The 16,454-nt window shown below is 56.2% G+C and carries 14 protein-coding genes; 3 read left to right on the forward strand and 11 right to left on the reverse strand.

The genetic code is table 11. The annotated features are described in order from the left end of the window. The first annotated feature begins 42 nt into the window (after positions 1-42). From D3791_RS02750 to D3791_RS02760, 3 genes are read left to right on the forward strand one after another with little or no spacing between them, the layout of a single operon-like run. Positions 43-1,515: a glycoside hydrolase family 32 protein gene (locus D3791_RS02750; RefSeq protein ID WP_246242285.1), complete on the forward strand. Its 1,473-nt coding sequence runs from the start codon at positions 43-45 to the stop codon at positions 1,513-1,515. Continuing rightward, on the forward strand, positions 1,512-2,417 hold the full coding sequence (locus D3791_RS02755; protein WP_172511248.1) for a carbohydrate kinase family protein: 906 nt from the start codon (positions 1,512-1,514) through the stop codon (positions 2,415-2,417). The genes D3791_RS02750 and D3791_RS02755 overlap by 4 nt, the downstream gene beginning before the upstream one ends. 39 nt (positions 2,418-2,456) lie before the next feature. Next, a complete protein-coding gene (locus D3791_RS02760) occupies positions 2,457-3,755 on the forward strand; it encodes an MFS transporter (protein ID WP_022874077.1) in 1,299 nt (432 codons plus the stop codon). 857 nt (positions 3,756-4,612) lie between these two features. Here the strand turns inward: D3791_RS02760 and D3791_RS02765 are convergent. The 11 genes from D3791_RS02765 to alr form a co-directional block, all read right to left on the reverse strand. Next, positions 4,613-6,172, reverse strand: a complete 1,560-nt coding sequence (locus D3791_RS02765) for a glycoside hydrolase family 32 protein (protein ID WP_172511249.1) — start codon at positions 6,170-6,172, stop codon at positions 4,613-4,615. Positions 6,173-6,288: 116 nt separating this feature from the next. Further along, a complete protein-coding gene (locus D3791_RS02770) occupies positions 6,289-7,308 on the reverse strand; it encodes a LacI family DNA-binding transcriptional regulator (protein ID WP_172511250.1) in 1,020 nt (339 codons plus the stop codon). Continuing rightward, complete coding sequence (locus tag D3791_RS02775; protein ID WP_172512882.1) at positions 7,305-8,186, reverse strand: carbohydrate ABC transporter permease; 882 nt, start codon at positions 8,184-8,186, stop codon at positions 7,305-7,307. The genes D3791_RS02770 and D3791_RS02775 overlap by 4 nt, the downstream gene beginning before the upstream one ends. Before the next feature lie 32 nt (positions 8,187-8,218). Continuing rightward, positions 8,219-9,100 carry a carbohydrate ABC transporter permease gene (locus D3791_RS02780; protein WP_172512883.1) on the reverse strand — a complete coding sequence of 294 codons (882 nt, stop codon included), beginning with the start codon at positions 9,098-9,100 and terminating at the stop codon, positions 8,219-8,221. A 70-nt stretch (positions 9,101-9,170) separates the two neighbouring features. Beyond that, positions 9,171-10,505 carry an ABC transporter substrate-binding protein gene (locus D3791_RS02785; protein ID WP_172511251.1) on the reverse strand — a complete coding sequence of 445 codons (1,335 nt, stop codon included), beginning with the start codon at positions 10,503-10,505 and terminating at the stop codon, positions 9,171-9,173. Positions 10,506-10,564: 59 nt separating this feature from the next. Continuing rightward, positions 10,565-12,040, reverse strand: a complete 1,476-nt coding sequence (locus tag D3791_RS02790) for a glycoside hydrolase family protein (RefSeq protein WP_172511252.1) — start codon at positions 12,038-12,040, stop codon at positions 10,565-10,567. 329 nt (positions 12,041-12,369) lie between these two features. Next, positions 12,370-13,440 (reverse strand): tRNA (adenosine(37)-N6)-threonylcarbamoyltransferase complex transferase subunit TsaD, encoded by a 1,071-nt coding sequence (gene tsaD / locus D3791_RS02795; RefSeq protein ID WP_172511253.1) that lies wholly within the window; start codon positions 13,438-13,440, stop codon positions 12,370-12,372. Then, positions 13,437-13,916 carry a ribosomal protein S18-alanine N-acetyltransferase gene (gene rimI, locus D3791_RS02800; RefSeq protein WP_172511254.1) on the reverse strand — a complete coding sequence of 160 codons (480 nt, stop codon included), beginning with the start codon at positions 13,914-13,916 and terminating at the stop codon, positions 13,437-13,439. Before rimI ends, tsaD begins: the two co-directional genes overlap by 4 nt. Further along, entirely contained in the window at positions 13,913-14,590 is a 678-nt protein-coding gene (gene tsaB / locus D3791_RS02805) for a tRNA (adenosine(37)-N6)-threonylcarbamoyltransferase complex dimerization subunit type 1 TsaB (RefSeq protein WP_172511255.1), read from the reverse strand. Before tsaB ends, rimI begins: the two co-directional genes overlap by 4 nt. After that, positions 14,583-15,161 (reverse strand): tRNA (adenosine(37)-N6)-threonylcarbamoyltransferase complex ATPase subunit type 1 TsaE, encoded by a 579-nt coding sequence (tsaE, locus tag D3791_RS02810; protein ID WP_246242514.1) that lies wholly within the window; start codon positions 15,159-15,161, stop codon positions 14,583-14,585. Before tsaE ends, tsaB begins: the two co-directional genes overlap by 8 nt. Beyond that, entirely contained in the window at positions 15,154-16,323 is a 1,170-nt protein-coding gene (gene alr, locus D3791_RS02815; RefSeq protein WP_246242287.1) for an alanine racemase, read from the reverse strand. Before alr ends, tsaE begins: the two co-directional genes overlap by 8 nt. Between the last annotated feature and the right edge of the window lie 131 nt (positions 16,324-16,454).

Below are 16,454 nucleotides of genomic sequence, written 5' to 3' on the forward strand. Positions count from 1 at the left end.
TGCTAAATGCATTTAGCACTCTCTTATTGAAGGATGGCAGCGTTGCCCGAAGCACAGCAGGTCGCGGTGAAGCGACCACAGCTACATTTCACTGCAAAGAAAAACTGGATCAATGATCCCAACGGCTTGTTCTTTGACGGGAAGCAGTACCACCTCTACTTCCAGTACAACCCCAACGGCGTTGGCCATGGCTACATGTCATGGGGCCATGCAGTCAGCACCGACCTGGTGAACTGGGAAGAACTGCCTGTCGCGATTCTGCACGGCGATGTCGCTGACATCTTCTCCGGCTCCATCGTGGTGGATCGCGAAAACACCACTGGCTTCGGCGACGGCACTGTTGCACCGGTCATTGCCATCTACACGGCGGCAGCCAAGGACGACACCAATCAGTCCCAGGCCATCGCCTACTCGCTGGATGGCGGCACCACCTTCACCAAGTATGAACAGAACCCGGTACTGGACCGAGGCTCCAAGAACTTCCGTGACCCCAAGGTTTTCCGCTACGAATCCGAGCAGGGTTCCTACTGGGTCATGGTGGCAGTTGAAGCCATTGAACGCCGGGTGCTGATCTACCGCTCGGAGAACCTCAAGGACTGGACCGAGCTATCCAGCTTCGGCCCGCAGGCCGCCATCGCCGGAATCTGGGAATGCCCGGACTTGTTCCAGCTTCCAGTTTCTGGAACTGACCAGCTCAAGTGGGTCCTCATTGTTTCACTGAACCCAGGCGGCATTGCTGGCGGTTCAGGTACCCAGTACTTCATTGGTGAATTCGATGGCACCACCTTCACGCCTGATGAAGTCCAGGAAGGTTGGGATAGCCTCGAGTACGAGTCCTTGAAGCAAGGCAGATGGCTGGATTGGGGCCGGGACTTCTACGCTGGCGTCAGCTTCCATAGCCTGCCAGTTGGGCAGCAAACCATCATCGCCTGGATGAGCAACTGGGATTATGCACGCGAACTTCCAGAGGACGGATGGCGCGGTTCCATGGGCACCGCTCGTCGCCTCGACCTGGTGAAGAACCTAGACGGCAAGTTCGAGATCCGCCATCGCATTCTCGGTTTGCCAGCAGCCGCCGTAGCCCAAACCGCCGTCCCTGCTGGCGAGAGCCGTATTGAGCTGGGCTCCCCCGCACTGCTTGAACTGACTGTCGATGCCGAGGCTACCGACCCAGCAGTTCTTTCCCTGTTCCGCGCTGATGGAACCCTCATCAGTGAACTCACCGTTGAAGCGGGATTGATTCAGCACCGCCGCGAAGCAGGCAAGGTGGATCACGAGCTCTACGCGTCCAACCAGCGCATGCCGCTGCCAGCTGGTTCAAGTGGGCTGGACGTCAAAGTTCTCGTAGACCACGGCTCTATCGAAATCCTTGCAGCCAATGGCCTGCGTTCCCTCACGGACCAGCTCACCGGCGAATCAGCCCCTGCCTACGCCACCTTGCGGGTAGCTGCGGGCGCAAACGTGTCTGTCAAAGTTCAGGCATTCTCGGATAACGCATTGAAGCTCAACGCATGAGCCGCATCAGTGTAATGGGTGAATCCCTCGTCGACGTTGTTGGAGAAACGGCGCATCCTGGCGGATCGCCGTTGAATGTCGCCGTGGGCCTGGCCCGGTTGGGCCATGACGTCCAGTTCTACACGGAATTCGGCCAGGACACCTACGGCACGCAAATCGCAGAACACCTCGATCAGGCAGGCGTGCACGTTGTCGAAGGCTCAGTAACTGAACGCTCTACGTCGGTGGCACAGGTAGAGATGGATGAGCATTCAAATGCTCACTACACCTTCGACATCCACCAGCAGATTCCTGCGGTTCCAGCCGATGATTCCAGCGAATTGGTCCATACCGGTTCCATTGCCGCCTGGATTGAACCCTCTGGCCAAGGAATTGTTGATGCATTCCAGAATGCTTCAGAGAGTTCACTGCGCAGCTATGACCCGAACCTCCGTCCAGACCTGGTCGAGGACAGGAACTCAGCCTTGCAGCGCATTGAGCTGCTCATGACCCTGAGTCACGTTGTGAAGCTCAGCGACGTTGATGGTCAATGGCTCTACCCAGGAATGGAGCCGTGGGAAGTGCTGGAGCATGTAGCCAGCCTCGGCCCAGCGTTGGCAGTGATGACCCAAGGCGGAGACGGTTGCCTGGCGCTATCCTCAGGACGCCGTTTCGACGTCGCTGCTTCCCCCACCAATCTGGTTGACACCATTGGCGCCGGGGACGCATTCATGTCCGGTCTGCTCTTTGGCGTGCTTGCCAAGCCAGAATTGGCACAAGCGCTGCGTAATGGAGTCACCGCCGAGTCTGAAGATGTTGAAGAAGCACTTCGTCATGCGTTAACCTCGGCAGCACTGACAGTGGCACAAGCCGGAGCCAATCCTCCTTGGATTGAAGACTTCTCCCTCGCGATTAACAACTAACAACGCTTCACAGCTTTCACGAAAGAATCCAGGACAAAGATGGCTGGCTTTACGACTACTCTGAAAAATCCCACTTACCTCCAGAGTTCCTTTTCGATGCTCTTATTCTTCGCATCGTGGGGCATTTGGTGGTCTTTCTTCCAGATCTGGCTCACCAGCGAATCCGCTGGACTAGCATTGAGCGGTGCCCAGGTGGGTACCGTCTACTCGGTGAACTCGCTGGCAACTCTGGTGCTGATGTTTGCCTACGGCGCCATCCAGGACCGTCTCGGAATCAGGAAACACCTCGCCATTATCCTGGCTGCAGTCACTGCTCTCATCGGGCCATTCGCTACGTGGGTATATCAGCCACTGTTACAGTCCCACTTCATGACCGGCGTTATCCTGGGTGCCATCGTGCTGTCCATCGGCTTCCTTGCCGGAGTAGGCCTCTTCGAGGCCTTGACCGAACGCTTCAGCCGCAGGTTCAACTTTGAATATGGACAGGCCCGCATGTGGGGCTCCTTCGGCTACGCCGTTGTGGCACTGGCCGCAGGGTTCCTGTTCACGATCAACCCAGCTTTGAACTTCTGGATCGGATCAGCTCTCGGCCTGATTCACCTATTGCTTCTGGTCTTCTCCCGCACCGCGGAACCACCAGTGATCAAGAAAACCCCAGTTGAGGGAATCCTGTCCCCTGCGTCCACTCCTACGTTCCGCGAAATGCTGGGATTGTTCCGGCTGCCAAGCTTGTGGCTGATCATTCTCTTCGTGATGCTCTCGTGGACCTTCTACACCGTCTTCGACCAGCAGATGTTCCCTGACTACTACACCGGACTCTTCCCTACCCCGGAAATTGGCCAGCAGGTCTATGGCATCTTGAACTCGGTACAGGTCTTCCTTGAGGCAGCCATGTTGGGCATCGTGCCAATCATCATGCGCCGCGTTGGAGTCCGCACCTCGTTGCTCCTGGGCGTCTCCATCATGTTCATCCGCATTCTTGGCTGTGCCCTGGTCGATGATCCGATCTGGGTTTCGGCCATCAAGATGCTGCACGCCATCGAGACGCCGCTGTTCATCTTGCCGGTGTTCCGCTACTTCACGCTGCACTTCAACCCCGCGCTATCGGCAACCCTATACATGGTCGGGTTCCAGGTATCGGCTCAGATCGGCAACGTCATCCTGTCCACTCCCCTGGGCGCATTGCATGACCGCATGGGCTATCAGCAGACCTTCATCACCATTTCGGTGGTAGTTCTGGTTGCCGGAATCTACGGATTCTTCGCGCTGAAGAAAGATGACCAGCAAGTTGATGGCGACCCATTCCTGCGCCATTCAAAGCTTAAGATCGACGCCTAAATCTCAGGCAAGGTTAAAGAAACGCTACGTGAGGCGGGGATCATCAAATTCGATGATCCCCGCCTTCTTCGTCAATAACCTTCTAGTGAGTAGCCCCATCAAAGGATGCCTTGTGGTTCATAGGACTACGCGAGGTATCCTCAAACATCGCATTTGGCTAATTCGAGCTCCTCAGGCGCTGCCTGTTTTCTGTATCGGACTATTTGTTCAAGTACCACGGCGGGGTTGGCATCGCGCCGAGCTTCTTTTTGACCTCGTCGTTGTACATGGTCAATGCGATTTCATCCAGGCTTTGCGAGCTAATCGCAGCCACCAGCTATACCGTTTGTAAAACTCCATCCAATTCTCAGGCCGGACGCGTTTGAATACCGGGGCGGTATGGATTCCGTATACTTCGTGCCCGAGCTCTTGATACATGAGTTGCGTAGGTTCGACCGGTGCATACGGGGTAGGGAAATGACAGCCCTCGCACCCCAGCTGCTTATTTCGTCTTGCATACCTACGTGCAATTTCCTCCTCGCATAAGAAGCGCAAACCCGGGTGACGATAAATACTAATGACCAACCAGAAATCGCGTTCTCTGAGCTTGCGTTCAAATTCCGGAAGCACCTCGGCAAGCTGTCGATTACTGGCATCATTCCCCTACCTGGCAAAGGCTATCCTAGTATCTGCTTTTGTCCTGATTGCTGAATCGCCCTCCACCGAGTTCTGGCATGCCACCAAGCCAATAACCTGACTGCTCAGCAATTTACTTCAACGCCCCGAAATAGATGCGCGGAACCGTAACGGGATTAGCCTCCGAACTACGGCGATAAGCAACGAATCGGTTTCCTAAAAGTCGGCGGCTGGACTGATTTCTAAATGTAATCAGTAAATTCCTTCACGGTGATCCCAGAGAAGTTCGCCGAACCTCCGTCAGAGTACAACGAGATGCCGGTGTCCCCCTCAGTGAAGTGCACCTGCTGAGAGATCACAGTATGTCCTGCATTCACGAACACCTCCACGCTTTGAGTGTCCACGAAGATTCGCAAGTGAACTGAACGAGCTCCAGCTTCAATGGGCGCAGCAGCCCGTGTATATGGACTCAGCGAGTATCCGGCCAAGTCGGAGGGTCCGCGATCCACATAAAGTTCGTCTCCGTACTTGCCGACATTTGTGTGCCGAGTTCCGTCGGAGGAACGCCCAACAGATACTCCGACGTTAGCGGCTGAGTCCCAGCTGATGTCTAGTTCAAGTTCGTAGGCTCGCCCGTTCCATGGAAGGACGAAACTCCCTTCAACGCTCTGATCCGCAAAAGAAGCTGAAGTCGTCGCGTACTCAGACAACGCGCTTACCGGACTACTGAGCAACGCGTATCTGCCATCACCCTGTACCGCCAGTTCCAGTTCACGCACGATGGAGTTTTGCCCGTTGTAGCCGTCGGTGGAATCGGTGGGTACATCGCGATTCGCATACTTCCAGTTATTCATCCAACCGATGGCAAGGCGTCGTGTGTCAGGATTCTGGGCAGAAGGCCACGTAACCGCCCCGTACCAGTCCCAACCCCAATCCAGCCATTGCGGTTCAAGATCATCAGCTACGAACTGCTCCCCATCCCAGCTGCCTGTCCAGTAGGCATAAGTCATGGGAAGGCCAATACTGTACGCATCCATGCTTGCGCCAAGCACCCAGTGTCTTGTTCCATCATCCGCAGTCATTTCAAATAGGTCAGGGCATTCGATTCCGCCCAGATCATGATTCGGATAATCAAAGTTCCGCTTCAGCTGCCATTCACGCAGGTTCTTTGAGGTGTAAAAAACTGCGTACCGGGCGCGTCCGATGACACATACCCATTCGTTGCGCGCTGAGTCCCAATGAATCTTCGGATCTCTGAACCACTCTGCATTCTCTATCTCAGCCTGTGTGGTGGCGCTTCGACCATCGGTATTGATGATGACAGGCTCCGGCAAACCGGTGAAGGTGTAACCACCATCTGTCGACCAATAGAGATATTGCTCCTGGTACTTGCGAATGCCGTCCGTTGGCTGGGTAGCCAAGGCAACGATGGCTCCGGCACCAAATCCAGCCGTGTTGGATTCATCGATGACTGCTGAACCTGTCCATACTGGAAAGTTCGGTTGTTGCCCAATGGCTACTCCGTGATGTGTGAATGACACGCCATCGTTGGTTGTCGCGTGGTCCCAGTCGCCGGGTCCGTTATTTATCTCTGAGTGCAGGTAGTACAGATGGTATTTGCCGTCGAGATACACCGGACGTTGCGGGTCGCATAACCAACCGGCTGGTGGGGTCATATGATAAAAAGCCCGCTGGGAGCCCTGTGCTATTGCTGCCGTCGGCAGCGCACCGGCGGCATAGAGTCCGAGCGCTCCTACGCCAGCGATTTGAATCAAACTACGTCGAGAAATTTCGTGCATCATTGCGCGTTCCTCACTCGTTCCGGAGTACGCGTCACTGCGAAACCGGGACGGGAAAATATTAGATAGTCCGGCCAATCTGAAATGTGCCGGTCAATGGGTTGGGTAAAGAGGTTTGGTCAGACGGACTGTCGACGGATCGCCGGACATTCAATCAAATACATCTCGTCATCCTGTTCAGGTTCCAGGCCTAAGAGAACTCGAATTCCTGCCGCACCCAATTCGTAGTGAGGCAGGGCAACCGTGGACAATGGCGGCCGCAAGTGGGCGGCAATCACTTCCTGGTTATCAAACCCGACAACAGCCATGTCTTTGGGAACATCAAGGCCTTGTTCTCGCAGCCCGTCGTAGAGCCCCATAGCCACGCGGTCATTGTGGCAGAATACTGCAGTCGCGCCAGAGGCGATGATCGCTGCGGTCGCCTCGTAACCGCCCTCCTGCTCAGGCACGGCAGGGATCACTAGGGACTCGTCGAAGTCGATTTCTGCTGCTTCGAGAGCCGAGCGATAACCGGCTAATCGTCCTGTCAGCGCTGGTGACGGGGTTGTCGTGTTGATGAAGGCGATACGTTGATGGCCAGCGGTAATGAGTTCCTCAGTAGCGGTCTTTCCGCCTTGTTGTTCATTAGGCACCACTGCCGGTAATCCGCTGCCCGTTGAGAAGCAGTCAACCAGGACAGTATCTGTCTGATGCAATGATTCCGGGACGTCAATTTCGCGGTGATACCAGGTGGAGTACAAGATGCCTTTGACCTGGTGCTCCAGCATCATGGCTATCGCATCGTTTTCAGCTGCTTGATTGCCCTCGGTATTCGCGACCAACAGAACGTATCCATGTTTCCATGCTTCGTCCTGGGCGCCGTGAATGATCTGTCCTGCGAAGGGCGTGGTTGCGATGGCATCGGCTACAAGACCGATAAACCGTGATGACCCGACCGATAGCGTCTTGGCCAATGCATTAGTGCGATATCCCAGATGATCAATAGCTTCATGAACGCGTTGCCGGGTCTCCTCGCCAATGCGCGCCCCTTCTTTGTTATTCACCACGTGCGAGACGGTAGCCACGGAGACGGCGGCTTCTTTCGCGATGTCGCGCATCGTGACAGGTGCACCGTGTTTGTGCTGTCTTTCTCTGCTCATCCCTTGGTTGCTCCGCTTTCCAGGCCTTGGATCATGGCCTTGTTTAGCACGAGGAATACCAAGAGCAATGGGGTCACCGAGACGCAGACGGCTGCAAAGGTGGCTGTCCAGTCGGTATTTCCCATGGCGCCAATGTAATTCTGCAAGCCTAGCGGAATAGTTTTCAGCCCGTCGGAGAGCACAAAGGTATTGGCGAAGATGAAATCGTTCCAAATGAAAATGCTGTTGACCAGCACCACTGTGACGATGGTATTCAATGACAGCGGGAAGGTGATCTGGGTGAAAATTCGATATGGTCCAGCCCCATCAAGTGAAGCTGCTTCATAGGTTTCTCGTGGAATGAATCCGTAGAAGGACGAGAACAGGTAAATCGACATAGGAAGCGAGAATGCCGCCAGCGGGACAATCATTGACAGGTGTGTATCGAGCAGTCCAACTTTCGAATAGTCAATGAACAGCGGAACCAAAGCAATCTGTACCGGAACGATAATGCCCAGCATGAACAATGCCCTGACCAAAGAGCTCAGGCGGAAGCCTAGAACTTCCAAGGCGAATGCCGCCATCATTCCTGCTACGACAATGAGTGCACTGGCTCCTAAGGTGACGATGAGGCTATTGACGATATTCTGTCCGAGATTGCCGGTCTCGAATGCCCTCGAATAGTTTTCCAGCGTGAATTCGCTCGGCCATGAAAAGGCGTTGCCGCCAGCAAAATCTGCTGCCGTACGGAAGCTGGTCAGGAACATCCACAGCAATGGGTAGACCTGGCCGATGACGATGAGCACGACAGTAATCGTCAACAGTGAACGGTGGACCCGAACCTTGCGGGATTTTCCTTGGGCCGGCGTGGGCGGTTTGCTGACGGGCGGCTGAATCATGGTTTCCTCCGTCTCAGCTTCAACTGTCGTGGTCACGAGTCTTCCTTTCGTCGCAGCATCAGAAGGATCAGGCCGACGGCTACGAGGCACTCAATCACTATGAATACAGAGATGGCACTGGCGTAGCCGTAGTCGGTGTGTACAAAGGCCGTCTTGTACATGTAGGTTGTCAGCAGTTCCGAAGACTGGCCAGGACCGCCATTGGTCAAAAGGTATGGAATGTCGAAACCACGCAGGGCAAAGGTGGTGGCCATGATGGTGGTAGTGGTCCAGACCGGCCGGATATGCGGGAAGCGGACGTTCCAGAAGACCTGCCACCAAGAGGCACCGTCCAAACGAGCGGCTTCTTCAAGTTCGCGTGGCACCGAGATCAGTGCCGCGTAAATGATCAGCATGTACAAGCCGGTGTAGCGCCATCCTTCAGGAATGGATACCGCAGCAAGCACCGTCTGGACGTTTGATAGCCAGGCGGTCTGCAAATGGCCTAGGCCAACCCACTCCAGCAACTGATTGATCATGCCCACTGGCTCCAGCGAATAGATTCGCAGGAACAAGAAGCCAATGGCCACGGTGGAGATCACTGCTGGCAGCAGGTAGAGGGTCTTGACCAGTTCTCGTGCCTTGGGAAGTGCGGTGAGCAGGCTGGAAACTACTAGCGCTCCCCCAAGCTGCAGGACCAAGCAGATCACGAGGTAGCCCACTGCGTTGCCAAAGGCTGTCCAGAAAACGTCATCGCGGGAAAGCATCTTTACGTAGTTATCAAGGCCTACGAAAGCCATGTCGGTGATGCCGTCCCAGCTGAAGAAGCTCAGGACCAGTGACTGGACGATGGGAAGGAGAACAGCAACACCGTAAATGACCAGTGGAGGCAATAAGAACACAGCCACGGACAGCTTGGAACGGCGGGGCAACATGGAAAGTGCTGGCTTCTTGCGCTTCCGGCGAGCGCGCACCGCTCGTGTTGGTTCCGCGGTTTGCAGGATGCTACTCACCGACGTTCTCCTTGAGCGCAGCGTCCATCGTGGTGATGAACTCGTCTGGGGTGATGTCGCCTTGGACCAGTAAAGTCAGTTCCTGCTGGAGGCGAGTATTGGTTGCCGGGTCCAGCTGCGTATCCCATGGCATAGCGATGTCGGTGCCGACTTCATCGGCTTGCTTGATGGCCTTGTCGAATACCTTGGTTGCATTCTTGGGGATGGCGGTCTTGGCATCGGTGGTTGGTGACAGTGCACCGGTGGATGCGTAGAGCTCCGGGTAGCGGTCCAGCGCAAATGCGAGGAAGTCGCGAACCAGCGGATCATAGGTCTTTGCATTCACGGCCATGCCGATTCCCGATGGGCTGACGTATTCGTTGTCTGCCGTTGCCGAGCCCTCGATGGTTGGCAGCGTGAAGTAGTCAACGTCATCTCGCACACCGGCATCCAGCGTATCGGTGGCCAGGTTGTTCAGCTCCCAGGTGCCGATATTGTAGACACCGGCCTTGCCGCTGGTGAACAGACCCTGGGCATCCGAATATCCGGCTGCCGAGAATCCCTTCTGGAAACACCCTGCCTTGCCCAGATCGGAGAGCCATTGTGCAGCTGCCTTGCCTTCTGGATCAGAGAACTTCGCTTCTCCGGTCTTGAGCTTCTGGATGTACTCCGGCCCTGACATGCGGAATGGGTAGTACGACATGTAGCGTTCCAGTGGCCATTGGTCTTTGCCATTCAATGCAATGGGCGTGACGCCCTCGTCCTTCAGCGCCTTGCACATGGCTGGGAAGTCATCGAGAGATGCGGGGACTTCTACCCCGGCCTTCTTGAAGACGTCTTTGTTGTACCAGAAGACTTCCAGCTGGAATTCAAATGGAACCATGTACAGCGAACCATCATCGAACCGCTGATAGTTCAATGCCGCCTCGCGGTATTCATCGTCCAAGTCCAGATCCTTCAGCAGCTTGTCCGCATCAACCATCTGTCCTGAGCTGGCCAGCTTCTGGGCGAATGGCGTGGCATCAGTATCAAACAGCTCTGGAAGCTTCTTGGCGGCTGCCAAGGTCTCATACTTCTGGATGTAGGACGGTCGGTCCGGAGTGGTGATCAGGTTCAGTGAAAAGCCCGGGTGGGTTTTTGCGTATTCATCAGCAATCTTCTCCATGGTGGTGATGACTCCGCCGTCGGCGGGACGCGAGAGCAGCCAGGAGATTTCGCGTGGCTTGATCTCGCCTTCGGGGTTCACGTTGGTTGGGTCTGCTCCTGAGCCTCCGCCACAGTTGGAAAGGGCTAGGGCGGCAACAGCGAGAATGGGCAGAAACTTGAGTCGACGTGATGCTTTGGACATGAGGGTTTTCTCCATTGAAGTGGTGGTGCAAGTGGATAGCAAGCGACTAGTCGTCTTGGTTAGGCCGAAGGTGAAAAAGCCTTGTTCTCATCAGCAGAGGGCACGGTCTTCTCGTGAACTCGTGATGCAACGGTGAACTGTGAAATCGTGAATGCACCTTCGCCTACGAAGGCGCCTGCACGGCCTGTTGGCCTGTTATACAGTCGAGTGCTCAGTACGGTGGCGTCATCCAGGGTTGCGACGCACAGATTTCCATCAACAATGATGTCGAGCTCGTGCACTCCTGGCCCGATCGGGCAGGGGCGTTCGAGTTCAATAGCGAAGGGCACGTCTCCATCGATATGCCATTGCTCAGTACCAGGGGCCCGTCGGGGCCACTGGTCCAGAACCAGTCTTCCGCGCTGCGGTTCCAGGCGTAGTGCGTAGCCTTCGTCGCCATCTTCGCTGGCTCGCAGCAGCACTCCGGCTTCGCGGGTTCCTTCTTCAATCTCAAAGCGGGCTTGCAGCCGGAAGGCCTCTGGGGTGTCTGTTGTGGTGAGGACATCTGCGTAGCCATCGTGCGCTACCAGCCGGATTCCCGGGGGCACTGCCTGCTTCGCGTCACCGAACGTTGAGCGGAATTCTTCAGGCGGATGGAAAGCCAGGGTTCCATCTGCTTTCTGTTCTGCTTCAAGGACGGACAGCGTGCCGGCCCATTGCCAGGCTCCTTCATCACGCGATTCTTCTTTGGAAGCTATCCAGCCGAAGAAGAACCTGCGGCCATCGCGTGCAGCGGACTTTGAAGCGTAGTAGGCCCGGCCATCGAGGGTGTCATATTCCGGGACAATCCATGGACCGTTGAGGGTCCGTGACATCCGGTATCTGGTGGTGAAAGCGTCGCTGAATTCTGAGTAGACCAGGTACCACCAGTCTCCCCATTGGAAGACTTCCGGGCATTCGTGAGCGATGTATCGTCGTGGATCCCAGAATGGTTCTACTGGTTCCCAGTGCGCCAGGTCTGTGGAGGTACATTGTGCGATGACTCCGCGACGGCGTTCTGGGCCGCTGTTGTGGCGGGCGGTGATCAACATGCGCCACAGGCCCGTTTCGGCATCCCAGAAGACGTAAGGATCACGCCAGTCTCCTGTCTCATAGCCAGCGCTGGCTCCGAAGGTATCTTCCGGGTGGCGCTGCCATGAGTTCATGCCGTCGTTGCTGGTCGCATGCATGACCAGCTGCAAGGCGCGTCCATCGTTTCCGAGCTTCTTGGGGTTCTGGCCCGTGTAGAACGCGTGATGAGTTCCTTTGAAGTCAACGACGATGCTGCCGGTGTAGATGTTGTAGTCATCTGCCGTTGCCCCGCCGGAGGCAATGGATTCGCCTGTTTCGCGGAAGTTCACTACGTCATCGGTCATGATGCGGTGCCATGGCATGCCGCCCTGCGCAGCCTCGCGGCCTTCATGCAGATAGAAGAGATGGAACACTCCATCTTCTTGCCAGGGAATGACATCGCCTACCCACGCTCCGTTGGGCTGGTAGAACCCTTGTGCTGTCATGGCTTGCCTGTTCTTTGAGGTTAATCGGTTAAGCACCAACCTTAGTGGCGTGCATCACAGATGGTCAACCGGTTAATCAAAGTTTTCTTCAGTATTTTTTCTGATGCTGAAATGACCTTGAAAACACCCAATGAAGACAAGTTCGCGACTTCAGCTAAGACGTAGACGTAAACAGAAATGGCATTGGCACTGCATCATTTGATGCAGTGCCAATGCCATTTCGCGGAAGCGTTTTCTGGAGACCTTCGAGCACGCCAATTGCGTGGCGCCGCCGGATCAGCGTGTCCGCGTATGTGAATACTCGGGACCCAAAGGCGAATCCGAGACGACTAGTTCAGAACGATATTCGTCACCGGCTGCGACGAGTCCGTCGCAAAGTCCAAACCGGATGGAGCAGCGCCGGCAGCAACTAGCTGCGCACCCAGGGCCGCCACCATTCCGCCGTTGTCAGTACACAGGCTGAATGGTGGAACAACCAAGGCGATACCTGCCGAAGCGCATCGGGCTGCGAGCAATTCTCTCAGCCGGGTATTTGCTGCGACTCCCCCGCCAAGAAGCACCGTCTTCAGGCCATGCTCTTGCATTGCTCGGACCGCTTTAGAAGTGATCACATCAACGACAGCTTCTTGGAAAGAAGCGGCAATATCCGCGACAGGAATATCTTCCCCGATGGCTTCGAAGTGCTCGACGCAGCGTGCCACTGCGGTCTTCAATCCGGAGAAGGAGAAGTTATGTCGATGCTTGCCAGGGTTCTCTTCGCTGCCCACAAACTTAGGCAGGGTCAATCCGCGCGGGAAGCGGAAGGCCTTGCGGTCCCCGTCCCTGGCAGCCTTGTCGATGGCTGGCCCGCCGGGGTATCCAAGTCCCAGCAGGCGAGCAGTCTTGTCATAAGCTTCGCCGGCAGCATCATCAATGGTGGAGCCCAAAAGCTGCACATCATTGGTCAGCGAGGTGACCTTCAGGATCTCGGTGTGGCCACCAGACACCAACAGGGCGCCAAAGGTTGGTGGCAGCACAGTGCCTTCAAGCACGCCAACGCCAACGTGGGCTACAAGGTGGTTGATTCCGTACAGCGGGTTGCCGGTAGCCAGAGCCAAAGCCTTGGCAGCTGAAACGCCAACCATCAGTGCGCCAGCCAACCCGGGGCCACTGGTCACGGCAATAGCGTCAATGTCATCAAGCGTCAGTTCAGCCGTATCCAACGCCGACTGCAGCGTGGGAACGAAAGCTTCGAGGTGTGCTCGGGCTGCAATCTCCGGGATCACTCCGCCAAAGCGTACGTGCTCGTCCATGGAGCTGGAAACAGCGTTGGCCAAAAGGCGATTGCCGCGCACAATGCCCACGCCAGTTTCATCGCATGAAGATTCAATGCCTAGAACGATGGGTTCGGTGGTGCTCATGCTTTGTTTTCTTCCTCTTGTCCCTGCTGGGCATCCAGTTGCAGTCTCATGATCAGCGCGTCAACGCCGCCCTTGTAGTAGCCCACACGGCGATGAATGGTCACGAATCCCATGGATTCGTACAGGCCAATAGCCGCGGGATTATCAAAGCGGACCTCAAGCATGACATCCAATGCGTTGCGTTCTTTGGCGGTCTCCACAAGCAGCGTCAGCAGCTTGCGGCCTAGCCCTTGACCTTGGAATTCAGGGCTGATGGCAATGGTCTGCACGTCGCTGATGGGCAAGACGGTACACAGTCCGGCATAGCCAACTACTTTGCCATCGTTTTCGTACACCCAGTAATTACGGGTTTCGCTCTGGGCCAGTTCCGATTCGAAAGCAGCCAGCGGCCACGCATCTTCAGGGAAGAGCTCAGTCTCAAGTTGGTGAACCGCAGGGATATCGCTGGCGGTCATCTCGCGAAGAGCTACGTTCATGCCTTGGCCTGCTTCATGAAGGCAGGGACCTGGGCATCCGATTCACGCAGATACTGCGGTGCTGTGTCGGACAGGTCCTTGCCTGCCACCAAATCGCGCATCCCGCGCTGCGCTAGATTCGCAGCGTCTGCAATCCAGTCGAACGACTCCTCTTGAGGCTCAGCCCCAGCATCTCGTAGCTGCTCTGCGTAGATTCCAGCGCCAACGCCGTATACCGGGAGCTCTGGCAGAGTTGACGCCGATGCTACATGCGGACCGTCAACGATCTGGCCTGCCTGGTCATAGCGCGCCCAGTAAACTTCCTTGCGGCGCGCGTCCGAGGCAACAATAAATTCTTCAGGCACGTTGCCTGTTGCAAGCACGCGCTCGGCGAGCGCATGCAGTGACATCACGCCGTGTACGGGGACGTTCCACACGAAGCTGAAAGTACGCGAGGCGACAAGTCCTACACGAAGCCCGGTGAATGGGCCCGGGCCAACGCCAACAAAGATGCCGGTTAGGTTCCGGCCTTCTTCGTTGTTTTCTGCCAGGAGATCTCGCACATAGGATGCCAGGGTTTCAGTCTGGTCATTGCCCTTGGGCGAGGTCTTTTGGGCGATAACTGAACCAGTCGTGGAATCGACCAGTGCTACCGAGGCGTGGGCCGAGGTGTCGATGGACAGGTAGTTAGGCATGCTTTTCTCCGGTGGGCTGTGCATTGATTGCAGAGCGCAAGTTGTCTTTCAGCTGAGCGAAGTTTTCAGAATCCCATCGCGGCCCAATGGCTTTGAGAGTGAATTCTCTGGGCTCATCCAATTCTTCTTCGGATTCTTCCCACGGGTTCTCGACGGCTGCCGTGTTCACTTCACGGTCCAAGGTGATTTCCAGGCGCGAGTCCGAGAGATGCTCTACTTTGCCCAGCCCCCATTCAACTACCGTGACTGACTCAGCCAATGTCGATTCGAGGTCAAGGGTGTCCACGTCGTTCTGATCTTTCAGACGGTAGGCATCAACGTGAATCAGGGTAGGTCCATCAGCCAGTGATGGATGCTGGCGTGCGAGCACGAAGGTAGGCGAAATGATTCCTTCGCGGACGTTGAGCCCGATACCCAACGATTGCGTGAGTGTTGTCTTACCGGCGCCGAGCGCGCCAGTGAGGATCACCAGATCTCCAGCTTGAAGTTGCTCCCCGAGTGCTTCGCCCAGGGCTTCGGTCTGCGTCAGGTCAGTGAGCTGGCAGGTAAATTCTTGGACGGCCTCATTCACCGGCTTCACCCCAGCTTCCTTCAACATAGTGGCGTGGCACGCGAGGGGAAATCCTGGTCACCACTTCGTAGTTGATGGTGTTGGCTGCGTGTGCCCAGGTGTTTACGGACTGTCCGCCCTCGCCAAAGATGATGGCTTCTGCGCCCAGGTAGTCTTCCGGGGATATCTCGGGCCCGAGGTCAATGACGCACTGGTCCATGGCAATGCGTCCGCGTACCGGGTAGCTGCGTCCGTTGACGGTGACGGGTGCTCCGGTAGCAATGCGTGGAAGTCCATCGGCATAACCCAAGGGAATGAGACCCAGGTAGGTTTCGCCTTCGGTCTTGTAGTTCAAGCCGTAGGAGACACCTTGGCCAGCACGCACTTTCTTCACGTTCGCGATGCGGGTCATCAGCTTCATGGCCGGGCGTAGGCCGAAGTTATCCGGTGATTCGTTTTCGAATGGGCTCAGGCCATAGAGTCCCAGTCCTAGGCGAACCATGTCGTGGTGTGCGTCCGGGCGGGAAAGGATGGCTGGGGTGTTGGCGATGTGCCGAACTTCCAAATGGAAGCCGGCAGCTTCGACCAATTCGATAGCTTTGTTGAAGACATGCAGCTGTTCGTCGGTTTCAGGGCGTTCTGGTTCATCGGCTACGGCCAGGTGGGAGAACAAGCCCACGACGCGCAACAGGCCTTCTTCTTGGAAGGCGCTGGCTCGGTTGAGCAGATCCGGGAAGTCATCCATGGTGGAACCGTTGCGTCCCAGCCCGGTATCAATCTTCAGATGAATACGTGCTGGCGTCTGCACGGAGCGCGCCGCGGCGGCTACTCGTTCCAGCTCCCATCCGGAAACACCAAGATCAAGGCTGGCATCAACGGCAGCTTCAAAAGGGGTGTCTTCGGTGTGCAGCCAAGCAAGCATCGGTGTCTGGATCCCGGCTTCGCGCAGAGCCAGGGCTTCGGTGACATGTGCACAGCCGAGCCAGCTGGCGCCACCTTCTACTGCTGCTTTGGCTACCGGGATTGCACCGTGGCCGTATGCGTCGGCTTTGACGACGGCCATGACTGCAGCGGGGGCGACGACGTCAGAGATCTGCTTGACGTTGTTGCGGATGGCCGACAGGTCAATGACTGCGCGCCGTTCGAATCCGCGGGCCTGTGCACTGTTGGTACTGGTTGTCACGTTGCTTTCTTCAAGCGCTTCAGAGTTCACCTATTCATCTTCCCACTTTTCCTTCTGCGTTGCTGTGTTGCGACCTGCGCAGTAGAGCACATCCGTGGTTAAAAGCTAGAAGGGGCGGACCAGAACATCTT

The organism is Glutamicibacter mishrai, from assembly GCF_012221945.1.
Classification (GTDB): domain Bacteria; phylum Actinomycetota; class Actinomycetes; order Actinomycetales; family Micrococcaceae; genus Glutamicibacter; species Glutamicibacter mishrai.